The 23,916-nt window shown below is 72.3% G+C and carries 25 protein-coding genes; 20 read left to right on the top strand and 5 right to left on the bottom strand.

Going from position 1 to position 23,916, the window contains the following annotated elements:
* Positions 1-30 precede the first annotated feature (30 nt).
* Together ACGF0J_RS06095 and ACGF0J_RS06100 are read right to left on the bottom strand one after the other, a co-directional pair.
* Positions 31-1,035 carry a LacI family DNA-binding transcriptional regulator gene (locus ACGF0J_RS06095; protein WP_393142407.1) on the bottom strand — a complete coding sequence of 335 codons (1,005 nt, stop codon included), beginning with the start codon at positions 1,033-1,035 and terminating at the stop codon, positions 31-33.
* A complete protein-coding gene (locus ACGF0J_RS06100) occupies positions 1,023-2,390 on the bottom strand; it encodes a rhamnulokinase family protein (protein WP_393142409.1) in 1,368 nt (455 codons plus the stop codon). The genes ACGF0J_RS06095 and ACGF0J_RS06100 overlap by 13 nt, the downstream gene beginning before the upstream one ends.
* 274 nt (positions 2,391-2,664) lie before the next feature.
* Between ACGF0J_RS06100 and ACGF0J_RS06105 the strand changes: the two genes are divergently transcribed.
* From ACGF0J_RS06105 to ACGF0J_RS06200, 20 genes are all read left to right on the top strand, one after another.
* A complete protein-coding gene (locus ACGF0J_RS06105) occupies positions 2,665-2,976 on the top strand; it encodes an L-rhamnose mutarotase (protein WP_393142411.1) in 312 nt (103 codons plus the stop codon).
* A gap of 13 nt (positions 2,977-2,989) precedes the next feature.
* Entirely contained in the window at positions 2,990-4,135 is a 1,146-nt protein-coding gene (rhaI, locus tag ACGF0J_RS06110; RefSeq protein WP_393142413.1) for an L-rhamnose isomerase, read from the top strand.
* The gene (locus ACGF0J_RS06115; RefSeq protein ID WP_393142415.1) at positions 4,135-6,189 is read left to right on the top strand and encodes a bifunctional aldolase/short-chain dehydrogenase; all 2,055 of its coding nucleotides are present in this window, start codon (positions 4,135-4,137) and stop codon (positions 6,187-6,189) included. Before rhaI ends, ACGF0J_RS06115 begins: the two co-directional genes overlap by 1 nt.
* A gap of 224 nt (positions 6,190-6,413) precedes the next feature.
* Positions 6,414-7,037 carry a LuxR C-terminal-related transcriptional regulator gene (locus ACGF0J_RS06120; RefSeq protein WP_393142417.1) on the top strand — a complete coding sequence of 208 codons (624 nt, stop codon included), beginning with the start codon at positions 6,414-6,416 and terminating at the stop codon, positions 7,035-7,037.
* A gap of 14 nt (positions 7,038-7,051) precedes the next feature.
* Positions 7,052-7,663 (top strand): Pvc16 family protein, encoded by a 612-nt coding sequence (locus ACGF0J_RS06125; RefSeq protein WP_393142419.1) that lies wholly within the window; start codon positions 7,052-7,054, stop codon positions 7,661-7,663.
* Positions 7,660-9,363: a hypothetical protein gene (locus ACGF0J_RS06130; RefSeq protein WP_393142421.1), complete on the top strand. Its 1,704-nt coding sequence runs from the start codon at positions 7,660-7,662 to the stop codon at positions 9,361-9,363. The genes ACGF0J_RS06125 and ACGF0J_RS06130 overlap by 4 nt, the downstream gene beginning before the upstream one ends.
* A gap of 64 nt (positions 9,364-9,427) precedes the next feature.
* Positions 9,428-10,240, top strand: coding sequence for a fasciclin domain-containing protein (locus ACGF0J_RS06135; RefSeq protein ID WP_393142423.1), 813 nt, complete (start codon positions 9,428-9,430; stop codon positions 10,238-10,240).
* A gap of 124 nt (positions 10,241-10,364) precedes the next feature.
* A complete protein-coding gene (locus ACGF0J_RS06140) occupies positions 10,365-11,906 on the top strand; it encodes a phage tail sheath family protein (RefSeq protein ID WP_393142425.1) in 1,542 nt (513 codons plus the stop codon).
* 15 nt (positions 11,907-11,921) lie between these two features.
* The gene (locus ACGF0J_RS06145) at positions 11,922-12,365 is read left to right on the top strand and encodes a phage tail protein (protein WP_393142427.1); all 444 of its coding nucleotides are present in this window, start codon (positions 11,922-11,924) and stop codon (positions 12,363-12,365) included.
* On the top strand, positions 12,362-12,826 hold the full coding sequence (locus tag ACGF0J_RS06150; protein WP_393142429.1) for a hypothetical protein: 465 nt from the start codon (positions 12,362-12,364) through the stop codon (positions 12,824-12,826). Before ACGF0J_RS06145 ends, ACGF0J_RS06150 begins: the two co-directional genes overlap by 4 nt.
* Positions 12,823-12,990 carry a DUF6760 family protein gene (locus ACGF0J_RS06155; RefSeq protein ID WP_393142431.1) on the top strand — a complete coding sequence of 56 codons (168 nt, stop codon included), beginning with the start codon at positions 12,823-12,825 and terminating at the stop codon, positions 12,988-12,990. Before ACGF0J_RS06150 ends, ACGF0J_RS06155 begins: the two co-directional genes overlap by 4 nt.
* Positions 12,987-14,243 (top strand): hypothetical protein, encoded by a 1,257-nt coding sequence (locus ACGF0J_RS06160; RefSeq protein WP_393142433.1) that lies wholly within the window; start codon positions 12,987-12,989, stop codon positions 14,241-14,243. Before ACGF0J_RS06155 ends, ACGF0J_RS06160 begins: the two co-directional genes overlap by 4 nt.
* A 10-nt stretch (positions 14,244-14,253) precedes the next feature.
* The gene (locus ACGF0J_RS06165) at positions 14,254-14,691 is read left to right on the top strand and encodes a phage tail protein (RefSeq protein ID WP_393142435.1); all 438 of its coding nucleotides are present in this window, start codon (positions 14,254-14,256) and stop codon (positions 14,689-14,691) included.
* Between the two features lie 3 nt (positions 14,692-14,694).
* Positions 14,695-15,447, top strand: coding sequence for a LysM peptidoglycan-binding domain-containing protein (locus ACGF0J_RS06170; protein WP_393142437.1), 753 nt, complete (start codon positions 14,695-14,697; stop codon positions 15,445-15,447).
* Positions 15,437-17,176 (top strand): VgrG-related protein, encoded by a 1,740-nt coding sequence (locus ACGF0J_RS06175; protein ID WP_393142440.1) that lies wholly within the window; start codon positions 15,437-15,439, stop codon positions 17,174-17,176. The genes ACGF0J_RS06170 and ACGF0J_RS06175 overlap by 11 nt, the downstream gene beginning before the upstream one ends.
* Positions 17,176-17,460: a PAAR domain-containing protein gene (locus ACGF0J_RS06180; RefSeq protein WP_393142442.1), complete on the top strand. Its 285-nt coding sequence runs from the start codon at positions 17,176-17,178 to the stop codon at positions 17,458-17,460. The genes ACGF0J_RS06175 and ACGF0J_RS06180 overlap by 1 nt, the downstream gene beginning before the upstream one ends.
* A complete protein-coding gene (locus ACGF0J_RS06185) occupies positions 17,457-17,867 on the top strand; it encodes a GPW/gp25 family protein (RefSeq protein WP_393142444.1) in 411 nt (136 codons plus the stop codon). The genes ACGF0J_RS06180 and ACGF0J_RS06185 overlap by 4 nt, the downstream gene beginning before the upstream one ends.
* The gene (locus ACGF0J_RS06190) at positions 17,867-19,795 is read left to right on the top strand and encodes a putative baseplate assembly protein (protein WP_393142446.1); all 1,929 of its coding nucleotides are present in this window, start codon (positions 17,867-17,869) and stop codon (positions 19,793-19,795) included. The genes ACGF0J_RS06185 and ACGF0J_RS06190 overlap by 1 nt, the downstream gene beginning before the upstream one ends.
* Before the next feature lie 3 nt (positions 19,796-19,798).
* Positions 19,799-20,347 carry a phage tail protein gene (locus ACGF0J_RS06195; RefSeq protein ID WP_393142448.1) on the top strand — a complete coding sequence of 183 codons (549 nt, stop codon included), beginning with the start codon at positions 19,799-19,801 and terminating at the stop codon, positions 20,345-20,347.
* A 241-nt stretch (positions 20,348-20,588) separates the two neighbouring features.
* Positions 20,589-21,074: a hypothetical protein gene (locus ACGF0J_RS06200; protein ID WP_393142450.1), complete on the top strand. Its 486-nt coding sequence runs from the start codon at positions 20,589-20,591 to the stop codon at positions 21,072-21,074.
* A 207-nt stretch (positions 21,075-21,281) separates the two neighbouring features.
* Here the strand turns inward: ACGF0J_RS06200 and ACGF0J_RS06205 are convergent, their stop codons facing one another.
* From ACGF0J_RS06205 to ACGF0J_RS06215, 3 genes are all read right to left on the bottom strand, one after another.
* Entirely contained in the window at positions 21,282-22,052 is a 771-nt protein-coding gene (locus ACGF0J_RS06205; RefSeq protein WP_393142452.1) for a chitosanase, read from the bottom strand.
* Positions 22,053-22,138: 86 nt separating this feature from the next.
* Positions 22,139-22,765 (bottom strand): FMN reductase, encoded by a 627-nt coding sequence (locus ACGF0J_RS06210; protein WP_393142454.1) that lies wholly within the window; start codon positions 22,763-22,765, stop codon positions 22,139-22,141.
* Between the two features lie 62 nt (positions 22,766-22,827).
* A complete protein-coding gene (locus ACGF0J_RS06215; protein ID WP_393142456.1) occupies positions 22,828-23,907 on the bottom strand; it encodes an LLM class flavin-dependent oxidoreductase in 1,080 nt (359 codons plus the stop codon).
* Between the last annotated feature and the right edge of the window lie 9 nt (positions 23,908-23,916).

Here is a 23,916-nt window from a genome sequence, read left to right on the forward strand (position 1 = left end):
CGACCCCTGTCATCCGGTTAGGGCCACAACCTACCGCGTGGACTCCCGCACGACGAGATCGGGCTGGAACATGATCTGCTGGTGCGCGTGCGTGTCGGGGTTGTCGCACTCGTCCAGCAGCAGCTCGGTGGCGACCCGCCCCAGCTTGTACGTCGGCTGGCGCACCGACGACAGCGACACGGTGGAGGCCGAGGCGAAGTCGATGTCGTCGTACCCGATCAGCGAGACGTCGTCGGGCACCCGCACCCCCGCCTGCAGCAGGCCCCGCAGCATGCCGAGCGCGAGCAGGTCGTTGGCGCAGAACAGCGCGTCCGGCAGCGAGCCGTCGGCGAGCAGCTTCTCGGCGGCCTGCTGGCCGGCTCTGGCCGTCATCGCCGGCATCGCGATCTCGACGAGGCCGCCGGGGTCGCGGCCGGCGGCGGCGAGTGCCTGCTCGGCGCCGCGCCGCCGGTCCTGGCACTGCCGGATGGTGGCCGGGCCGGCGACGTAGCCGAGGCGGTCGACCCCGCCGCCCAGCAGGTGGGTGACCGCCATGGCGCCGCCGGTCACGTCGTTGACGGCCACCGCGCACTGGCCGGACTGCTCGGCGGGATGGTCGACCAGCACCACGCTGATGCCGCGTTCGCGCAGCCGGTCGAGCCGGGCGGCGTCCTCGTCGGACGGCGTGATGAGCACGCCGCGCACCCGCTGCTCGGCGAACACGAGCAGGTTGCGCTCCTCCTTCAGCCGGCTGCCGGCGGAGTTGCCCAGGATGACGGCGTAGCCCCGTTCGCTGGCCACGTCCTCCACGCCGGCCGCCACGTCGGTGAAGAACGGGTTGCCGATGTCAATGACCGACAGGCCGACGGTGCGGCTGTGCCCGGCGCGCAGCGTGGAGGCCGAGCCGTGCCTGACGAACCCGAGGTCCTTGATCGCCGCCTCGACGCGGGCGCGGGTGTCGCCGGCCACCTTCTCGGGGCGGTTGAGCACGTTGGACACGGTGCCGGGGGACACCCCGGCCCTGGCCGCGACGTCCTTGATGCTCACTGTCCCCATTGCCGTTCCCGTGGTTCGTAGGTGCGCACGTCAGCGCTCCGCCGTACCAGATCCCGCATCTGCGCCAGGTCGCCGACCAGGCCGCGCGCCCGCGCCTGCACGAGCGCGTTGCCGAGGGCGGTCGCCTCGACGGGCCCGGCGACCACCGGCAGCCCTGTCGCGTCGGCCGTCAGCCGGCACAGCAGCTCGTTGCGTGACCCGCCGCCGACCAGGTGCACGACCTCGACCTGCCGCCCGCTCAGCCGGGTGGCGTCGGCGACGGCCCGCTGGTAGGCGAGAGCGAGGCTCTGCAGGATGCATCGTACGGCCTGCGCCGGGTTCTCCGGGGCGGGCTGCCCGGTGCGGGCGCAGTAGGCGGCGATCCGGGCGGGCATGTCGCCGGGCGGCAGGAACGACGGGTCGTCCGGGTCGATGACGGTGTCGATCCGGGTCCGCTCGGCCTCGGCCAGCAGGGGCTCCAGGTCGGGGGAGTCCCAGACGCGCAGGCACTCCTGCAGGATCCACAGGCCCATGACGTTGCGCAGGTAGCGGGTGGTGCCGTCGATGCCCGCCTCGTTGGTGAAGTTCGCCAGCCGGCTCTCCTCGGTGAGCACCGGGGCGGGCAGTTCCACGCCGACCAGCGACCAGGTGCCGCAGGAGATGTAGGCGAAGGCGGGCGTGGCGGCGGGCACGGCCACCACGGCGGAGGCGGTGTCGTGCGAGGCGACCCGCGTCACCGTGGTGCCGTAGCCGGTCTCCTCGGCCACGTCGGGGCGCAGCGGCCCGGCCGGCCCGTCGGTGATGGGCGCCAGGACGTGGCGGGGCAGGCCGAGCCGGTCGACGAGGTCCCACGCCCAGTCGCGGCGCGTCACGTCGTACAGGCCGGTCGTCGAGGCGTTGGTGCGCTCGGCCCCGAGGTCGCCGGTCAGCCAGTAGGCGAGCAGGTCGGGGATCATCAGCAGGGTCGCGGCGCGACCGAGCAGCCCGTCGCGGCTGTCGCACAGGAGCTGGTTGACGGTGTTGAACGGCAGGAACTGCAGCCCGGTCACCTCGTAGGGGTCCACCCGCTCGGTCAGGGTCGCCGTGCGGCCGTCGCGGTAGTGCACCGGGTTGCCGATCAGTCTGCCGTCGTGGTCGAGCAGCCCGTAGTCCACGGCCCAGGAGTCGATGCCGATCGACTCGGCGGGGCCCGCGCGGCGCAGCCCGTCGAGGATCTCCCGGTACAGGCCGAGCACGTCCCAGTGCAGGGTGCCCGCCACGCGCACCGGCCGGTTGGCGAAGCGGTGCGCCTCGGTCAGCTCGACCTTCTCGTCCGTGATGTCGGCGGTCATCACCCGCCCGCTCGAAGCGCCCAGGTCCACAGCGGTGAATCGCATCCTACGATTAAAACGTATCAATCACAATCCCGCCATACGCGCAGCGGCCCCATTGACGTCCGCAGGCCGGAGCGCCTAGATTCCGGGAACAGTCTGTTAAAACGTTTGTCGCACGGAGGTCGGATGAGGGGCACCCCACCCGCGCCCTCGCACACGTCGGCAAGCCCTTCGGAGCCCCTCCGATCGCCCGCCCGCCGGTGTCCGTCCTCCCGGCGGCGGCGCCGGGCCCACCCCACCGAAGATCGTCCAGTGACCGAAGCGAGGAAAGGTCGCCATGCAACGCGTGTGCTTCCTGCTGAAAGTACGCACCGAGCGCCTTGACGAGTACCGCGAACGCCACCGGGCCGTGTGGCCCGACATGATCGAGGCCCTGCGCGCGGCGGGCTGGGGCAACTACTCCCTGTTCCTGCGCGAGGACGGCCTGCTCGTCGGCTACCTGGAGACCGACGACTTCGAGGCCGCCCAGCGGCGGATGGCCGAGACGGACGTCAACGACAGATGGCAGGCCGAGATGGCGCCGTTCTTCGAGGCGGGACGGCCCGACGAGGGCTTCCCCACGCTGGAGGAAGTGTTCCACATTGACTGAATCGGGGACGAACGTGATCAAGCAGGAGCTCCGGCGGCAGCGCATCGAGACGCCGTCCTGGGCCTACGGCAACTCGGGCACCAGGTTCAAGGTGTTCCCGCAGAAAGGCGTGCCGCGCGACCCGTACGAGAAGCTGGCCGACGCCGCGCAGGTGCACCGCTTCACCGGCGTCGCGCCGACCGTCGCGCTGCACATCCCGTGGGACAAGGTCGACGACTACGCCGACCTGGCCAGGCACGCCGCCGAGCACGGCGTCCGCATCGGCGCGATCAACTCCAACGTCTTCCAGGACGACGACTACATGCTCGGCAGCGTGACCCACCCCGACGCGGCGGTCCGCAAGAAGGCGCTGGCCCACCTGCTCGAATGCGTGGACATCATGGACCAGACCGGGTCCGACACCCTCAAACTGTGGTTCTCCGACGGCACCAACTACCCCGGCCAGGACGACATCCGCGCGCGGCAGGACCGGCTGGCCGAGGCGCTGGCCGCCGTCTACCAGCGGCTCGGCGACGACCAGCGGTTCCTGCTGGAGTACAAGCTGTTCGAGCCGGCCTTCTACACCACCGACCTGCCCGACTGGGGCACCGCCTACGCCCACTGCCTCAAGCTCGGGCCCAAGGCGCAGGTCGTGGTCGACACCGGGCACCACGCGCCCGGCACGAACATCGAGTTCATCGTGGCGTTCCTGCTGCGCGAGGGGAAGCTCGGCGGGTTCGACTTCAACTCGCGCTTCTACGCCGACGACGACCTCATGGTGGGCGCGGCCGACCCGTTCCAGCTCTTCCGGATCATGTACGAGGTGATCAGGGGCGGCGGGTACACCGAGGACACGGCGTTCATGCTCGACCAGTGCCACAACATCGAGCCCAAGATCCCCGGCCAGATCCGGTCGGTGCTGAACGTCCAGGAGGCCACCGCCAAGGCGCTGCTCGTGGACCGCGACGCGCTGGCCGCCGCCCAGCGCGCGGGCGACGTGCTCGGCGCCAACGCCGTGTTCATGGACGCCTACAACACCGACGTCCGCCCCCTGCTCGCCGGGCTGCGCGAGGAGATGGGGCTCGACCCGGACCCGATGGCCGCCTACGCCAGGTCCGGCTACTTCGACAGGATCGCCACCGAGCGGGTCGGTGGCGCGCAGGCAGGATGGGGAGCCTGATGCAAGCCGCAAGACCGCAGGCCGTACAGGAACTGCTGGACCGATCGCACGCGCTGGGCGCCGACCCGCGCAACACCAACTACGCGGGCGGCAACACCTCCGCCAAGGCCGCCGCGACCGACCCGGTGACGGGCGACGACGTCGAGCTGATGTGGGTGAAGGGCTCCGGCGGCGACCTCGGCACCCTCACCGCCGGCGGCCTCGCCGTGCTCCGCCTCGACCGGCTGCGCGCCCTGACCGGCGTCTACCCGGGCGAGGAGCGCGAGGACGAGATGGTCGCCGCGTTCGACTACTGCCTGCACGGCAAGGGCGGCGCCGCGCCGTCCATCGACACCGCCATGCACGGCCTCGTCGACGCCGCCCACGTCGACCATCTCCACCCCGACTCCGGCATCGCCATCGCCACCGCCGCCGACGGCCCCGCCCTGACCGAGCGGATCTTCGGCGACCGGGTCGTGTGGGTGCCCTGGCGGCGCCCCGGCTTCCAGCTCGGGCTGGACATCTCCGCCATCAAGGCGGCCAACCCCCAGGCCATCGGCTGCATCCTGGGCGGCCACGGCATCACCGCCTGGGGGGCGACGAGCGAGGAGTGCCAGGCCAACTCGCTGGAGATCATCCGCACCGCCGAGCGGTACATCGCCGAGCACGGCCGGCCCGACCCGTTCGGCCCCGTGATCCACGAGCCGCTGCCCGAGGGCGTCCGGCGGCACCGCGCCGCCGAGCTGTTCCCGGTGATCCGCGGCCTGGCCAGCACCGACGCCCGCCAGGTCGGCCACTACACCGACGCGCCGGAGGTCCTCGACTTCCTCGCCCGCGCCGAGCACCCGCGCCTGGCCGCGCTCGGCACGTCCTGCCCTGACCACTTCCTGCGCACCAAGGTCGCCCCGCTCGTGCTGGACCTGGCACCGGACGCGCCGCTGGAGGAGGCCGTGGCCCGGCTGCGGGAGCTGCACGCCGCCTACCGCGAGGAGTACGCCGCCTACTACGACCGGCACGCCACCCCCGACTCGCCGCCGATGCGCGGCGCGGACCCGGCGATCGTGCTCGTGCCCGGCGTCGGCATGTTCAGCTTCGGCAAGGACAAGCAGACCGCGCGGGTGGCCGGTGAGTTCTACGTCAACGCCGTCAACGTCATGCGCGGCGCCGAGGCGCTGTCCAGCTACCGGCCGATCCCGGAGTCGGAGAAGTTCCGCATCGAGTACTGGGAGCTGGAGGAGGCCAAGCTGCGGCGCATGCCCGCGCCCAAGCCGCTGGCCGGGCGGGTCGCCCTGGTCACCGGCGGCGGCTCCGGCATCGGCGCGGCCACCGCGCGCAAGCTGGCCGCCGAGGGCGCGTGCGTGGTCGTCGCCGACCGCGACGCCGCCGCCGCAGGCAAGGTCGCCGCCGAGCTCGGCGGCAGGGCGCTGCGCGCCGAGGACGTCGCGATCGCCGCCGAGATGGACGTCACCTCCGAGGAGCAGGTCGCCGAGGCCGTACGGCAGGCGGTCCTCGCCTTCGGCGGCGTCGACCTGGTGGTCAACAACGCCGGCCTGTCGCTGTCGCGGTCCCTGCTGGAGACCACGCTCGCCGACTGGGACCTGCAGCACGACGTGATGGCCCGCGGCTCCTTCCTCGTCTCCCGCGAGGCCGCCCGCGTGCTCATCGACCAGGCGATGGGCGGCGACATCGTCTACATCTCCTCCAAGAACGCCGTCTTCGCCGGCCCCAACAACGTCGCCTACGGCGCCGCCAAGGCCGACCAGGCCCACCAGGTACGGCTGCTCGCGGCCGAGCTGGGCGGCCACGGCGTCCGCGTCAACGGCATCAACCCCGACGGCGTCGTGCGCGGCTCCGGCATCTTCGCCTCCGGCTGGGGCGCCAACCGCGCGGCCGTGTACGGGGTCGAGGAGGAGCGGCTCGGCGAGTTCTACGCCCAGCGCACGCTGCTCAAGCGGGAGGTGCTGCCGGAGCACGTGGCGGCCGCGGTGTTCGCCCTGACGGGCGGCGAGCTGTCGCACACGACCGGCCTGCACATCCCGGTGGACGCCGGCGTGGCAGCCGCCTTCCTCCGCTAGGGACGGCGTCCGCCCTCGCAGGGACGACGTCCGCCCCGGGGGCGCGGTCACCGCGCCCCCGGGGAGCGCTTCGCGGGCCGCCGGACGGCCCCGGCGCCCGTCAGCCCGCCGGACCGGCATGAGGGTTTGATGACGCGGCGCGGACTATAGCCAGACATGTGCCCGGGAAGCCACGCTCGGTGAGAGTTGTTCGCCATGGCTCGGGTCGTCCCGCGGGAGACCGGATGGATCGCATCCCGGTCCTGGTCCGGGCGCACGACCCGATCTCACGCGCCGGCGTCCTGAGCCAGCTCAGGCAGCAGCCCGAGATCCGGATCGTGGAGGCGGAGCAGGCCGGTGAGGCCCGGGTGGCGCTCGTCGTGACCGACACGGTCTGCGCCGAGACCCGGAGCGTGCTGCGCGGCCTGCGCGACCGCGGCGACCTGCGCCTGGTCATGGTCGCCGGGCACGTCGACGACACCGGCCTGCTGGCCGTCGTCGAGATCGGCGTCTCCGCGGTGGTCCGGCGCGGCGAGGCCACGCCCGAACGGCTCCGCTCGGTGATCGAAGCCGCCGCCGACGGCGCCGGCAGCATGCCGCCCGATCTGCTCGGCAAGCTGCTCTCCCAGGTCAGCATGGTTCAGGGCAGCCTGCTGACGCCACGCGGGCTGAACTTCACCGGTCTGACCGACCGGGAGGCCCAGGTGCTGCGGTTGATCGCCGACGGGTACGACACCGCGGAGATCGCCGACGCCCTGTCGTACTCCCAGCGCACCGTGAAGACGGTGCTGCACGACGTCACCACTCGGCTCAACCTGCGCAACCGGACGCACGCGGTCGCCTACGCCCTGCGCAACGGGCTGCTGTGAGGACGCGACCCCGCATGATCAACGAAGCCGACGATCTCCTCTGCGGGCTGATCAGGGAGGCGGCCGGGGACCCCGGCGTCGAGATCGTCCTGACCGCCCCCACTCCGGAGTGGGCGGCCTCCCTCGGCGGGCCCGCCGTGAGCGTCTACCTGTACGACATCCGCGAGGACCTGCGCAGGCGCCAGCACGGCGTGCTGAACGAGTACGCCCCCAGCGGCGCGGTCTCCGCCCGGCACCTGCCACCCCGCTATGTCCGGCTGTCCTACCACCTCACGGTGTGGGCCGACGAGCCGGAGGTGGAGCACGGACTCCTCTCCGCGCTGCTCGGGACCCTGCTCGCCTGTGAGTCGCCGCCGGCCGACCGGCTCACCGGATCGCTCGCGGACCTGCGGCTCCCGGTCACGCTCGGGGTGGCGGCGCCCGGGCCGGACGATGGCACGCTCCGCGCCACGCTGGGTGGCTCCTTCGGCGGGGTGCTCAGGCCCGCCCTGGACGTCGTGGTCACCGCCCCCCTGATGGCGGCGCCGGCGATCCCCGCGGCGCCACCGGTCACCGAACCGCTGTCCCTCCACAGCGGCCGACATGGGGACGCCGGCGCGGCGGCCACGGAGAGACGGACGAGATGAGCCTCATCTGCGAGACCTGCGGCCACCGCAACTCCGACGAAGCCGAGTTCTGCGCCGGGTGCGGCGCCTACCTCGCCTGGGAACGGCGCCGGCCCGAGGACATCCGCCTGCCGGAGCCCGCCCAGGAGCCGGAGCCCCGGCAGCACGCCGAGCTCGACGTCGACCTGCCGGCCCGTCTCGTGTTCGTCATGCCGGGCGAGCGGGTGTCGGTCGCCTTGACCGTGCGCAACCGAGGTACCCGCGTCGAGCGGGTCGGCTTCGAGGTCAGCGGGCAGGCCGCGCCCTACGCCCGGACCGAGCCCGCCGAGGCCGTCATCCCGCCGGGAGACACGGCGACCTGCGTGATCACATTCGCCCCGGGGCGTTCGTCCGAGGTGCCCGCGGGGCCGGCCCGCTTCACCGTGTCCGCGCACTCCTCGGTCAACAGCGGAGTGTCCGCCGAGGCGGAGGGCCGGCTGGAGATCGGCGGCTTCGACGACCTGGTCGTCGAGATCGCCCCGCGGCTCTCGCGCGGACGCTGGGCGACCAAGCATCTGCTCATGCTGATCAACCGGGGCAACAGGCCCAGGGAGGTGAGCCTGACCGTCACCGCCGCCGAGGACGGCCTGAACTTCACCCTGCCGACGACCCGGCTCGACGTCCCGCCAGGACGCACCACGCTGCCCCTGCGGATCACGGCTCAGCCACCGCTGACCGGTGCGCCCCACGAGATCCCCTTCGAGGTGGTGGCCGAGCCGCGCGACGGCGTCCCGGCGCAGGAGACCCGCGGTACGCGGGTGATCCTCCCGGTGCTCGCCTTCTCGGCGTGGAAGGCCCTGGCCGGCGTGGTGGCGGTGCTCGCCGTGGCGGCCCTCGCCGTCGCCCTGCTCCGAGACCGCGGCCAGCCGCCGCCCGGCGCGACCTACACGGCGGGGCACGGCGTGCTGGACGACGGGGTCGCGTCGGTGCGCCTGCCCCGCCTCGGCGCCGATGCCAGGATCTTCCTCACTCCCGAGTTGCCCGGCGTGGCACCCGAACAGGACCTTGAGGCCGGGCAGGCGCACACGCGCCACCTGCAGCCGGTGGCGCCCGTGGGCGTGACCGGCCGGAACGAGCGCGGTTTCACCGTCCGGCCCATCGGCGGCAACGGCGTCCAGGGCATGAGTTTCGGCTACCTCGTCGTGCACCGGCCCACGGGCAGGATCGGCGAGCTGACGTACGAGGCGGGCTCCGCGGTCCTCGGGGAAGGAACCGGCGAGATGGAGGTCGAGGCGCCTTCGGCCCATCCCGGCTCCGTGGTGCTGCTCACCGTGGAGCTCGACGGGCCGGCGGACCACAGCCTGGCCAACATCCGCGTCAACGACAAGCGCGACGGTGGCTTCTCCGTCGCCACGCTCGACCGGTCGGCCGCGCCGATGGACGTCGGCTTCAACTGGCTCGTCGTCGACCCGGGCGGCTCCGGGGAGGCCGGCGTGGAGACGGCCACGGCCAAGACCGCGTCCGACGAGCCCCTGCAGATCGAAAGCCCGCTGGCCGACGATGACGCGGTGGTGCTCCTCACGATCGAGGCGGCCCACCCCCGCCTGGCCCGCGTTCCGCTGGCCGACGTCTGCGTGGTGGGCGAGAAGCGAGGCTCGTTCACCGTCGAGTGGTTCAGCAACCGGATCTCCTACCTCCCTCCGGACTTCGGTTACCTGGTCGTCCCCGGGACCGGCGGCTGATCGGACCGCGTCGCGGTGGCGGCGCGCAGCGCAGCGGGCTCATGCCCGCGGGGGAGAGGAACGGATGAGAGACAACGCCCTGATCGCGTCCGTCGCGACGGCCTGCGTCCTGACCGCCGGGTGCGCCGTCACCACGCCGAGCGGGCCCGTCCCCGTGGCCCGGGCCTCGCCTCGGGCGGTCGCGCGGACGCCGTCCGCCGAACCGTCCGTCCCGCCCAGGCAGGTGCCGCCCGAGGTGCCGGGCGAGGTGCCGGGCGAGGACGGTGCGACGACCGATGGCGGCCCGACGACCGATGGCGGTCCGACGCCGGACCCGAACAAGGAGGACGGCAGGACGCCCGGCGGCGGGTCGCCCTGGCCCCGCACGACCACGCCGCACTGGCCGATCACGCCACCGCACCGGCCGCGCGAGCGGGTCGAGCCCGAGACGGGCACCTCGGCCTGTGAGCAGGCTCTGGGCACGGACACGCCGGCACGCGACCTCGTGGCCGCAAGGCCGGTGACCGATGCGCTCTCCTCGCTTCCCGGGCTGTCGCGGTTCACGGCCGCCCTCTATCGTGCCGGGCTCGCCGAGGCACTGGACAGCCGCCCGGACATCACCGTGTTCGCCCCGGTGAACAGGGCCTTCTCCCATCTCGCCGACGACCGGCTGAGTCACGACCCCGACGTTCTCAGCTACAACGTGGCGTACGGGCGGATGACGCCCGCGGACCTGGACACCCGGCCGCTGACCACGCTCCAGGGAGGCGCCCTGCGGGCTCGTACCCGGGGCGGCAGACTGAGGGTGAACGGCGCCAGGGTGCTGTGCCGCCCGATCCAGACGAGCAACGCCACGCTGTACGTGATCGACGCCTTGCTCCTCCCACCGCCGTCGTGATCCGCCCTCCGCGGCCCGCCGTACGAAGAGGCAGCCGTTCGTGTCCTCACGGCTGCCCGATGGAGCAGATGCGCGGACCCGCCCGTGGGAAGACTCGACACAGCCGCAGTATCGAGGAGGGGCGATGCCCGAGTACAGGTCACCGGGTGTGTACGTCGAAGAGGTGGAGGCCGGCGCACGCCCCATAGAGGGGGTCGGCACCTCCGTCGCGGCGTTCGTGGGGTTCACCGGCAAAGGGCCGTTCAACAGCCCCACCATGGTGACGAGCTGGAGCCAGTTCGCCAAGGAGTTCGGGGACTTCTCTCCTGGATGTGTGCTCCCACACGCCGTGTATGGATATTTCCTGAACGGTGGCGGCACGTGCTACATCGTGCGCATCGGGGCCAACGGCTCCGCCGGGCCGGCGCCGGGGCCGCAGGCGAAACTCGGTGCCTTCCGCGTCCTGCCCAAAGAGCTCCCGGCGGAGGACGGGCTCGCACCCGAGCTCACGGTGGAGCTCTCGAAGGCCGAGCCGCAGGAGGGAGAGCAGCCGGCGCCGGACGACCGCTTCACCCTCACGGTCAAGCGCGACGGCAAGGTCGAGGAGCGGTTCGAGAACGTCACGACGAAGCGCGGCAAGGGCAACGTCTTGACGGTCGTGTCCAACCAGTCGTCCCTGATCACGCTGCAGCTCGTGGCCGACGAGGTCACCGTCACCACCCCGCAGTCCGTGACCCTGAAGCCCGCCCCCGCCACGGCGCTGGTGCCGGCGCCTGCCCAGGTGGCGACGGAGGACTACGTCGGCGACGTGGCCGAACGCACCGGATTCGGCGGTCTGGAAGCCGTCGACCAGGTGACGATGGTGGCCGTGCCCGACCTCATGGGGGCCTTCCAGCGGGGCGCCATCGACGCGAAGGGCGTCAAGGTCGTCCAGCAGGCGATCATCGACCACTGTGAGCGGATGCGCGACCGGATGGCCATCCTGGACACGCCGCCGGGCATGTCGGTGCAGCAGGTCCGGCAGTGGCGGGAGGACAGCGACTACAGCAGCATGTACGCCACCCTCTACTACCCGTGGATCGAGGTCTTCGACCCGGCCGCCAACACGGCCAGGCTCATCCCCCCGAGCGGCCACCTGGCCGGGGTGTGGGCCCGCAACGACTCCACGCGCGGAGTGCACAAGGCGCCCGCCAACGAGGTGGTCCGCGGGGCCGTCTCGCTGGAGACGCAGATCACCAAGAACGAGCAGGCCGACCTGAACCCGGTCGGCGTCAACTGCGTCCGGGTGTTCCCCGGGCGAGGCGTGCGCGTCTGGGGCGCCCGCACGCTGTCAGGCGACTCCAACTGGCGCTACCTGAACGTCCGCAGGCTCTTCAACTACCTGGAGGAGTCGATCCTCGACGGCACCCAGTGGGTCGTCTTCGAGCCGAACGACGACGCGCTGTGGGCCAGGATCCGCCGCACCATCGCCGCGTTCCTCGTCATGGAGTGGCGCAAGGGCGCGCTGTTCGGACTGACCCCTGACGAGGCGTTCTACGTGAAGTGTGACCGCGAGACCAATCCCGCCGAGAGCATCGACCAGGGCATGGTCGTCTGCGAGATCGGGGTCGCCCCCGTCAAGCCCGCCGAGTTCGTCATCTTCCGGCTCGCCCAGGTCTCGGGCGGTATCAGCCTGGTCACCGAATAGCACAGGAGAACGCACATGGCACTTCCGGACCTCGACACCTCCGTCGGCCACTCGTTCGGCCTGGAGGTCGACGGCATCGTCATCAAGCAGATCAGCGAGGTGTCCGGGCTCAAGATGGAGCAGGACGTCATCGAACTGAAGCAGAACACCGCCGACGGCAAGTACGTCGTCAAGAAGCTGCCCGGCCGTCCCAAGGCCGGCGAGGTCACCCTCACACGCGGCCTGACCGCCGACAACAGCTTCGAGAAGTGGGCCAAGGAGGCGCACTTCGGCCGGATGTCCAACGCTCGCAAGGGCGGGGCGATCATCGTCTACGACTTCGAGAACAACCCGATCAAGCGTTACAAGCTGATCAACGCCTGGCCCAAGAGTCTGGAGATCGGCGCGCTCAAGGCGGGTGACACGAGCGTACTGACCGAACGGCTCGTCATCACCTACGAGCAGATGGAGGTCGAGTGATCATGCGCCGGACGGCGGCGGTGGCCGGTCCGCCCACCTCCTCCGTCCTGCCCGGTGCGGCCAGAGGCGCCGAGCGGCCGTCGTTCGGCACGAAGTTCGCCTTCGAACTGCCACGCGGCTACGTGGACGAGCACGGCGCGGTGCACCGGGACGGCGTCATGCGCCTCGCGACGGCGCGGGACGAACTCGTCCCCCTGCGCGACGACCGGGTCAGGGAGAACCCCGCCTACCTCACGGTCGTCCTTCTCGGCCGGGTGGTGACCCGCCTGGGCGGCATCACCGACGTCCATCCCGGCGTCATCGAGAACCTCTTCGCCGGTGACCTCGCCTTCCTTCAGGATCTGTACCGCAGGGTCAACAGCGAGGGGCACACGCGCGCCAACGTGGGCTGCCCGGGCTGCGGCCACGAGTTCGCGGTGGACATGTCCGGCCTTCCCGGCAGCCGCCTGGGGGAATCGTGACGTACGCGCCGGAGCGGCTGCACGCCGAGATCGCTTACGTCGCGTACCACTTCCACTGGTCGCACGACGACATCCTCGACCTGGAACATCCCGAACGGCGACGCTACCTCGCCGAGATCGCCGCGCTCAACGCCCGGTGGCGTGACGCCGGGGGCGGGCCGTGAGACGGCCGTGGCGGCGGCGCGTCCCGGGCCGCCGGACGCCGTACGCGCTGCGCGCCGAATGGCGCCTGCTGCCGCCGATGGACGCGACCTTGACCAGCCACCCGACCACCGTGTCCGCGGCTTTCACCGAGTCGCTGGCGACGTGGCGCGACTTCGCCTTCCTCGCCCGGCTCGGTCACGTGGTCACGGCCGTCGCCCCGGCCGGAGTGGTGCACTTGCGCGTCATGCCGGACGCGGTGGTGGGCCGGCCCGCTCCGGCGCCGCCCGCGCCGTCCGCCGTCCGACCCACACCTGACCCGCGGCCCGAGCCCGTCGAGGCCCGGGAACTCACCCTGTGCGAGCCGGTCCTGGAGCCAGGCCCGCTGGAGGTCCGGGCGACCCGGCCGGTGCGGCGGCCCGGGCCTGGCGCGGCGGCGGCGGGTATGGCGGCGGGTATGGCGGCGGGCATCTCGGCGAGCATCGCGGCGGGCCTCGCGGCGAGGCGCGACCGAGCGGCTCGCCGGCCACGCCCCGGCATGCCCGCCATCGGGGATTCCGCCCCTTCCGGCGAGGTCAGGCCCACCTGCGCGGCACCGGAGCCGTCGCCGGAGCCGAAGGAGCCCGTCGCCCCGGTGGCCGCCGTGCCGGGCGCGATGCCGGCTGCCGCGCCCGGTGCGTTCCCGGTGCGGGTCGCCGCCTTGGTGGGAGCTCGCGGCCCCACGCCGCCCGCCCACGGCGGCCGCGGACCGGGCCCTGTCCCCAGTCCTTCGCCGCGACGAGCTCCGCGTCCGGAAGGCCGGCCCACGACACCACGGCCCGCCTGTGACAGTCCGACACCCACGTGGGGCTTCGACGGGTCGGCGGGCCCGCTCCAGGCCGCCGAGCAGGTGTCGGGCTTCCCGCCCGAGAGGCCACCCGCCCACGTGCACCTCCGGCCCGCCCACGTGCGCCTCCGGCCCGACCCCCTCCGGCCCGAGCCCCTCCGGCCCGATCCCGGCCCCCTCCGGTGCGCCACCGGCGCCCCGCCGGACACGGGAGCCGCGGGCGGCACGCCACGGTCGGACACCCCCGAGCCGCCCTGCCCGACCGTCGCTCCGGCAGGCACGGACCGGGCCCCGGAGGACCGGCTCCCCACCGGCGACGCGAGCCGCGCGCGGGCCGAACCCACCGCCGCGCTGCTGGACCGGCTGTACGCCCCGCTGCTGCGCCGGCTCCGGGCCGAGCTCCGGCTCGAACGCGAACGCCGGGGCGAGCTCACCGACCTGAGGTACTAGGGAGGACACGATGGTTTCCCAGGACGTCGCCGTCGCGGTGTGCTTCATCCTCAAGATCGACGGCCAGGACCTCGGAACGTTCGACAGCTGTACGGGGCTCGGTTGCGAGGTCGTGATGGAGCAGCGCGAGGAGGGCGGCAACAACGGCTACGTCTGGCAGCTGCCCACCCGCGTCAGATACTCGAACGTGCGCCTGTCTCGCCCGGTCACGGCGGCCAGCAAGGATCTCACCCGGTGGTTCGCCGCCCTGGAGCACGGCACGAGGCGCAGCACGGCCACCATCGAGGCCCGCACGCTCGAAGGCACGCTGATCGCCGGATGGGGGCTGCGGGACGTCGTACCGGTGCGCTGGATCGGGCCGAGCTTCGACGCCGCGACGCCTGAGGCGGCCATGGAGACGGTCGAGCTGGCCCATCACGGGTTCTTCGGCGCAGGGTGGGGTGGCTGAGCGGTGTCGGCGCCCATCGCTTTCGCCGCCTCGGCCGCGTCCGGTTCCCAGGGGCCGCCGCCCAGTCTCACGCGCGCCCACCTGGAGCTGCTGAACCCGCCGAACGGCGGCTGCACCGCCAGGCCGGGCGCCGCGTTCGACACGATCGAGTTCCACTTCAATCCCAGGGAGCTGCGCTTCACCAAGAGCGCCCAGTGGCGGCGCAGCCCGCAGCGCAACACCCGCCGAAGCGGAGTCCCGGAGTTCCAGGGCCCCGACCCGTGCCGGTTGACGCTGGAGATGTTCTTCGATGCCACCGACACCATGGACGACAAGGTCGTCAAGGCCGTGGAGAAGCTGTTCACCTGCGTGGTGCCGACGGACGGCACGCTCGCCAACGCCAAGCCGTGCCCGCCCTGGGTGGTGCTGCGCTGGGGCGTGCTGAGCGGGTTCACCGCCTTCGTCCGTGACGTCACCGCGACGTTCACGCTGTTCACGCCGGGCGGGCTGCCCGTCAGGGCGCTCTGCTCGGTGACGTTGGAGGAGATCGCCGGCGTCCCGCCCCGGCAGAACCCCACCTCCGGCGGGGTCGGCACGCACGACGTGCACGTCGTCGTGGCGGGCGACAGCCTGGCCGCCGTCGCCTATCGCGCGTACGGGGACCCGAACCTCTGGCGCGCCCTGGCGCGCGTGAACGGCATCGACGACCCCATGCGGCTGCGGCACGGCACGCGGCTGATCGTCCCGGCGCGGGAGGAGTTGGCCGATGCCCGCTGAACTGTTCACCAGCGGCCTGCTGGTGGAAGTGGCGGGTTCCCCGCTGCCGCCGGACGTCGCGGCGCTGCTCGCCTCGGGCTGGGTCGAGAGCAACGCGAACCTGCTGGACATGTTCCTGCTGCGTTTTCGCGACGACCACAACGTGGTGCTGGAGCACGGCCGGCTCGGCATCGGCGCGAAGGTGCGGCTCAGCGTCATGACCTCCGCGCCGGGTGGCCCCGAGCCGCTGATGTGCGGCGAGGTGATCTCGGTCGGCCTGGACGCCGACCTCGACGGAACCTTCACCGAGGTACGGGGCCTCGACGAGGCCCACCGCCTGCTTCGCGGGCGACGGGTAGTGACATATCCGGATATGTCGGTGGCGGACATCGTGCGCAAGGTGGCCGTACGGGCCGGACTGCGGGTGGGACGGATCGACCCGCCACCCGGACCGAGGGGCCGGCCCGGCGCCCAGATCAACCAGGACGGGGTCAGCGACTGGGACTTCCTGTCACGGCTGGCCCGCCGTACGGGGGCACACGTGAGCGTCACCGACGGCACGCTGTCGTTCCGCCTGCCCGAAGCTCCCGGAACACCGGAGCCCGGCCGCGCTCTGGCGCTCGGCGACGCTCTGCTCGCCCTGCGCGCGACCGTCACCGCGCAGGCCCAGACGCCCGCTCTTGAGGTGCGCGGCTGGGACGCCGACGGCAAGCAGCCGATCACCGCCACCGCCACGCCGGGGGCCGTCGAGTCGGCGGTCCCCGGCGCCGACCCCGTCGCGCTGGGAGAATGCTTCACCGCGCCCGCGTTCCTGTCGGGCGACAGCCGGCACCGGACCCAGGCCGACGCCGACGCGGCGGCCCGGACGCTGGCCGCCGACCTCGGGGGAGCGGCCGCCGAGCTGGAGGGGCTGGTCAGGGGCGATCCGCTGCTGCGGGCGGGTGCGGTGGTGACACTCGCGGAGGTGGGAGAGCCGTTCGCGGGGACCTACACGCTCTCAAGCGCTCGTCACGAGTTCTCCGCCACCGGCGGCTACACGACGGCGATCACCGTCTCGGCCCGGCAGGACCGCTCCCTCTACGCGCTCGGTAACGGCCCGCAGCCGCCCGCGGGCGCCGGGCTGGTGCCCGCGGTGGTGAGCGACGTCAGGGACCCTGACGGCAAGGGGCGCGTACGGCTCAGCATGCCCTGGCTGAGCGCCGACTTCACCAGCGGGTGGGCCCGCGTCGCGCAACCCGGCGCGGGCGCCGGCCGGGGCGCGCTGATGCCGCCCGAGGTCGGTGACGAGGTGCTCGTCGGGTTCGAGAACGGTGACTTCGACCACCCGTACGTGCTCGGCGGGCTCTTCAACGGGCAGGACGCCCCGCCGAGCCTCGCCGTCCCGCTCATCGACGACCTCAGCGGCCAGGCGAACGCCCGCGCGCTCGTGTCCCGGAACGGTCACCGGCTCGAACTTCTCGACGCCGCCACCGGAGCCGGCGGCGTCCTGATCGCCACCGGCGACGGGCGGCTCACCGTCCGGCTCGACGACAAGGCGGGCACGATCGCGATCAGCGGTGCGGCCGGCGTCGTCGTGGACGCCGGTTCCGGACCCCTCACCCTGAAGAGCGCCGGCCGCCTGACGCTGAAGAGCGCCGCGGGCGTCAAGGTGGACGCGGGGGCGGGCCCGCTCGAACTCGACGGGGCCAGGGTGGCCGTCACCGGCCAGGCCGACGTGGTCGTCCGCGGCACCCAGGTGAGGATCAACTGATGCCGCCCGCGGCGAGGGTGGGCGACCTCACCGATCACCCCGGAGTCGTCAGCGGGCCCGGGGTCCCGACCGTCCTCATCGGCGGGATGCCCGCGGCGACCCTCACCACCATGCACGCCTGCTCCTTCCCCTCGCCCGTGACTCCGCACCCGCCCACCCCGCTGGCCGGGCCCGGCAGCACGAGCGTCCTCGTCGGCGGGCTGCCGGCGGCGAGGGTCGGCGACCGCGCCGGTTGCGGCGCCATGATCATCGTTGGCTGCCCGACCGTGGTGATCGGAGGATGAGGACGGCCATGGACTTCGTCGGCTCCGGCTGGGCCTTCCCTGTGCGGGTGGACCCGACCGGCTCCATCGCTCTCGCGCGCGGCGAGCACGAGATCGGGCAGAGCATCCGGCTGATCCTCGGCACGGCCCCCGGCGAGCGCCCGATGCGGCCGGAGTTCGGCTGCGCGATCCACGACCTCGTCTTCGCCCCCGCGGACGCCGCCACCGCCGGTGCGCTCACCCAGAGCGTGCGCGCGGCGCTGGAGCGCTGGGAGCCCCGCATCGACCTGATCGACGTCCGGGTGGGATTCGGCCGGATGCACGAGGGTGTGCTCCTCATCGACATCACCTTCGTGCCGCGTGGCGGCAACGACCCCCGCAATCTCGTCTTCCCCTTCTATGTCATTCCGGCGCACGGAGGATCGTGATGGCGCTGCCCGCTCCCAATCTCGACGACCGCCGCTTCCAGGACCTTGTCGACGAGGCCCGGCGCCTGGTGCAGCAGCGGTGCCCCGAATGGACCGACCACAACGTCTCCGATCCCGGCATCACACTCATCGAGGCGTTCGCGTACATGGTCGACCAGTTGATCTACCGGGTGAACCGGGTGACCGACCTGCACCACATCCGCTTCCTCGACCTCATCGGCGTGCGGCTGTTCCCGCCGACCGCAGCGCGCTGCGAGCTCACCTTCCGCCTGTCGGCCGCCCGCGACCACCCCGTCACCGTCCCGGCCGGGACGCAGGTGGCGGGCAGAGCGGAGCACGAGTCCGAACCCGTGGTCTTCACCACGGAGGAGGACCTGACGATGGTGCCGTGCGAGCTGCGGAAGGTGGCCACCGGCACCGGCCGCTCGCCGGCCGCCGACAGGACCGGCGAGCTCGACGAGTGCGAGGGCGTCGACTGCTTCTCGGCCGTGCCCCGGCCCGGTGACGCCGTCTACTTCGGGCTGTCGGCCGCCGTGCCGGGCTGTGTCGTGCTGTTCAGGCTCGCCTGCGAGGCCGGGGCCGGCGCGGATCCGCGGCATCCGCCGGTCGAGTGGCAGTACTGGAACGGCGAGGGCTGGCACGGCTGCGAGGTCGACCGGGACACCACCGGCGGCTTCACCGCGGACGGCGACGTGGTGGTCCTCGTCCCGGACGATCACGCGATGTCCGTCCACGCCGAGCAACGGGCCGGCTGGATCCGGTGCCGGTTGACCGCTCCCCGGGCGGGACGGCCCTCGTACACGGCGACACCGCGCATCGTCTCCGCCCGGGCGTGCACCATCGGCGGCACGGTGGGTGCCTCCCACACCGATTTCGTGGACGGCGAGGTGCTGGGCACGGCGGAAGGCGTGCCCGGCCAGCGGATCGCCGTGCGCCGGCCGCCGATCGTGGCCTCGGCCGACAGGCTCGTGGTCGACGTGGACGGGCAGCAGTGGACCGAGGTGCCCTCGTTCGCCGACTCCCGTCCCGATGACCGCCACATCACCGTGGACCGGGCCACGGGCGAGATCGTCTTCGGGCCCGCCGTACGCCTGCGGGACGGTTCGCTGCGCCACTACGGTGCGGTGCCGGAACGGGGCGCGCTGGTCAAGGTGCCGCGCTACCGCACGGGCGGCGGGCGCCGGGGCAACGTCGCCCGTGGGGTGCTGTGCGTGCAACGCGACCCCGTGCCGTTCGTCGGCTCGGTCACCAACCGGCGGCCGGCGGCCGGCGGGGTCGATCCCGAACCGGTGGCCAACGCGATCGCCCGCGCCCCGCTGTTCCTGCGTACCAGGGATCGGGCCGTGACCGCCGAGGACTACGAACTGCTCGCCAGGGAGGCGGCTCCCCAGGCGGCCCGCATCCGCTGCGTGCCCGTCGCCCGGGAAGGGGGAACGGCCGGCGACGCGGTGCGGGTGCTGGTCGTGCCGCATGTGGAGGGCGCCACGATGAGCTTCGAGCGGCTGACCCCGCCCGACGAGATGCTGGCGCGCATCAGCGCGTATCTCGACGAACGGCGTTGCATCGGGGCCCGGGTCCTCGTGCAGCCGCCCTACTACCAGGGGGTGACCGTCGTCGCGGTCCTGCGGCCTCGACGGGACACCGTGCCGGAGACGCTGCGCGCCCAGGCGCTGGCCGCCCTGTACGCCTACATCCACCCCGTCACCGGAGGCCAGGACGGCACGGGCTGGCCGTTCGGCCGTGCCGTGCAGTCGGGAGAGGTGCACGCCCTGCTCCAGCGGCTGCCGGGCGTCGACCTCGTCGACAAGGTGCTGCTGTTCGAGGCCGACCCGGTCACCGGGCACCGGGGCGCCCCCGCTCAGCAGGTCCTCCTGGAGCCGGACGCGCTGCCGTTCTCCTACGATCACCAGATCAGGGTGGAGGACTGAAGAGTGCGGCTCGCGATCCCCGGTCTGACCTCCTCCCATCCCATCAGCGAGGCGCTGCCCGACCTGCTCGCGGGGGACGAGTTCGTACGGCGGCTGACCGAGGCCCTTGACGCGACCCTCGCACCGGTCCTCACGACGCTGGACTGCCTGGACGCCTACCTCGACCCTCGTCTGACGCCCGAGGACATGCTGCCCTGGCTGGCCGGCTGGCTCGCCGTCGGTCTCGGCGAGCGGATGAGCGAGAAGGAGCGGCGCGCCCTGGTGGCCGGCGCCTTCCGGCTGCACCAGGGCCGCGGCGCCCTGGAGGCGGTGGCCGCGCTGCTGCGCGTCGTGGCGGGTGTCACGGCCGAGGTGGTCGACAGCGGCGGCTGCGCCTGGTCCTCGTCGCCGGGCGGCCCGCTGCCGGGGACGGGCCCGGCAGAGGCGGCCGTCCGGGTCCCCGCCGGGGCGGAGGTGGACCTGCACTGGCTGCGGGCCGTGGTCGAGCTGAGCGTGCCGGCCCACGTCCGGGTGTCCGTCACCGTCGAGCCTTCCTCAAGCCGGGATCGGTGACCCCGGAGGAAGGCGGGGCGGCCGTCATGCCGGGGTCATTCTTCCGCCATACGACGTCCTCGTTTCAGGTGCAGGCCTTTCGCGCTGCGGAGAAAATACCGGAGCGTGGACAAGGGAAGCACTTTTCGGATGTTCACGGCCGGCGGAATGGTCGTGAACACGGTGGCGCCGGCTTCGGAAGCAGCCCGCCGCTCTCGCCTGCGCGTGCCTTTCATGCGCCACGGAATTCGGGGAGATTTCGATGACCGCTACCGCGACAATTCAGGAGATCTACTGTGTCCGGCACGCCACGGGCACCGACGCCGGCGCCAACCAGGCGCTCGGCGACCTCGCCTCCGTCGTCACGGAGAGCCAGCTCGGCTCGGAGCCGCTGAGCAGCTTCGTCAGACGGTTCCCCGGCGTGGTCGCGGCCATGGACAGCGCCCGCTCCGACCCCGACAACCTGTACATCACCATGGATACCAGCGGTGACCTGGACCAGTCCGTCTGGCCTCCGGGTCACTCCACCGTCGACATGCAGGCCGACCAGTCGAGGGCGCCGGGCCTGTCGGTGCCGGTGTCGCATTCGCAGAACATCTCGCTCTGGGACCACGACGGCGTCTCCAGCGACGACCTGCTGGGCTCCATCACCATTCGCGAGGACGAGCGGGGCGTCGGGCAAATCGCGAAGCTCGCCAAGTCGGACGTCGAGAGCTCCTGCTACTACGTCACCTACCGGGTGGACTGAACGTCTTCCCGAAGAAAAGCAATACGGTGTTCCGGGCCGGCGAGCGGGGCGCCGTATGCGCTTTCGTCGGGACGCGCCTTTTCCGGGATGCGCCTTTTCCGGGGTGCGCCTTTTCCGGGGTGTGTTCCGCCGCGCCGAAAGCGTGGCCACGGTGCACGGAGTTGTCGCGCACGGCCGCTCGGAACGGGCCCGGGACCGGACGTCGCGTCATTTCTTGATGGTGTAGCTGTCGCCGTAGACCTTCCAGGTCAGCGGCGGGTCGAGGTCGAGGTTGCCCTTCCTGAGAAAGACCCGCTGCGCGGTGTCCACGCGGCTGGTGTCCTCGTGCGCCTGCTCGGCCTTCATGGCCGCCTTGCGGGCGTCGAGGAACGCGTCGAGGTACGTGGTCTCGTTCCCGCCGCGCGCCGGGGGCTTGGCCTTGGCGAGGGCCGACTTCCGGATGCCGCCGAAGCTCAGCCGGTCGCCGCCGGGACCGTGCATGACCAGGGCGTCGTAGTAGGCGAACTGGCCGAGGGCCCGCAGCCCGTCCTTCTTGGCCTGCCTGACCGCGGGGTCGAACAGGACGCGGTCGCGCTCGTCGTTCTGCGCCTGCCGGAAGGCGGGGTCCTTCGCGGCCTGCTTCCAGTCGCGGGTGAAGTGCGGGTCCAGGCCCTTGTGGGAGGCCGTGCCGTTGACCTCGCGCAGGGCCGGCAGGTAGGCGGCCAGCACGTTGCCCGGTCTGCGTGCGGTGTACAGCTCCACGAGGGCGAGCATGTCGCCCGTGCCGGAGCAGAACCCGATGATGCCGGCCGTGTACCCGCGGCCGTCCTTGATGTCCTCGATGTAGCCGTACTGCGCCTTCCAGTCGAGCGTGGAGTTCTCCGCGCTGGACACCAGCCGTTGGGCGATGTCCTTCTTGTGTGGGTCGGTGAGGTCCGTGGGCGCCTGGCCCGTCAGCGACAGGGTGAGGGCGAGGAAGGCGACGGCCGCCTGCGACATGGGTGCTCCGTTCGTTAGGAAGCTTTCCTAACGAACGGTACGCCTCTCGAACGCCCGCCGTGGGGCGAATGCGGATGAAGCCATATTCACGGCCGGAGAGCGGCCAGCTGCTCCTCGAACGGCATGACCGCCGCTACCTCGTCGGCGGGGCCGGCCGGCCGGCGCCGGGCGGCGGCCTGGCCCGTCATGAGGCCGGCCAGCTCGCCGCCCGCCCGCTCGATCCGCCCGGCGAGGCCCTCGGTGGAGGTGTCGCCGCCGCCCCAGTCCTCCGACGCCGCGTACACGGCCGTCGGAACCACCACGGCCCGCAGGTAGGCGAACAGCGGGCGCATCGCGTGCTCCAGCACCAGGGAGTGCCGGGCCGTGCCGCCGGTCGCCGCGACCAGCACGGGAGTGCCGGTCAACGCGTCGGGTTCGAGGACGTCCACGAACGACTTGAACAGGCCGCTGTAGGAGGCGGTGAACACCGGGGTGACCGCGATGAGGCCGTCGGCGCCGGTGACCGCGTCGACCGCCTCCCGCAGCCGGGCGTTCGGGAACCCGGTCACCAGGGCGTGCGCGATGTCGGTGGCGAGGTCGCGCAGCTCGATCACCCGCACCTCGACGGGCTGGGTCTCCTCCAGGCGGGCGCGCGCGGCCTGGACGAGACGGTCGGCGAGCAGTCGGGTGGAGGACGGCCGGCCGAGCCCCGCCGACACGGCGACGAGCTTCATGGATGATCTCCTCTTCGGTCTCAGGCTGCGGATCTCAGGCTGCGGATCTCAGGCTGCGGGTCTCAGGCTGCGGAGGGCTCCGCCGTACGGGCGGCGTGGGTGGGGCCGTCAGGCACTGCGGCGGGGCGGTCCTTGGCGAACTCCCGGCGCAGCACGGGGACGACCTCCTCGCCCAGGATGTCGAGCTGCTCCAGCACCGTCTTCAGCGGCAGCCCGGCGTGGTCCATGAGGAACAGCTGGCGCTGGTAGTCGCCGAAGTGCTCGCGGAAGGTCAGCGTCCGGTCGATCACCTGCTGCGGGCTGCCGACGGTGAGCGGCGTCTCGGTCATGAAGTCCTCCAGCGAGGGGCCGTGGCCGTAGACGGGCGCGTTGTCGAAGTACGGGCGGAACTCGCGGACGGCGTCCTGGGAGTTCCTGCGCATGAACACCTGACCGCCCAGGCCCACGATCGCCTGCTCGGGCGTGCCGTGCCCGTAGTGGGCGTACCGCTGCCGGTAGAGGGTGATGAGCCGGATGAAGTGCTCCTTCGGCCAGAAGATGTTGTTGGCGAAGAACCCGTCACCGTAGTAGGCGGCCTGCTCGGCGATCTCCGGGCTGCGGATGGAGCCGTGCCAGACGAACGGCGGCACCCCGTCCAGCGGGCGCGGCGTGGCGGTGAAGCCCTGCAGCGGCGTGCGGAAGCGGCCCTCCCAGTCGACGACGTCCTCGCGCCACAGCTTGTGCAGCAGCGCGTAGTTCTCGACGGCGAGCGGGATGCCCTGCCGGATGTCCTGCCCGAACCACGGGTAGACGGGCCCGGTGTTGCCCCGGCCCAGGATGAGGTCCACCCGGCCGTCGGCCAGGTGCTGGAGCATGGCGTAGTCCTCGGCGATCTTGACCGGGTCGTTGGTCGTGATCAGCGTGGTGGCCGTCGACAGGATGAGCCGCTCGGTCCGGGCGGCGATGTAGCCGAGCATGGTGGTGGGGGAGGAGGGGACGAACGGCGGGTTGTGGTGCTCGCCGGTCGCGAACACGTCGAGCCCGACCTCTTCGGCCTTGAGCGCGATCGTCACCATGGCCTTGATGCGCTCGCCCTCGCTGGGGGTCCGGCCCGTGGTGGGGTCGGTGGTCACGTCCCCGACGCTGAAGATTCCGAACTGCATCTTTGGTCA

This window comes from Nonomuraea sp. NPDC047897 (assembly GCF_043204415.1).
In the GTDB taxonomy this organism is placed as follows: Bacteria; Actinomycetota; Actinomycetes; order Streptosporangiales; family Streptosporangiaceae; genus Nonomuraea.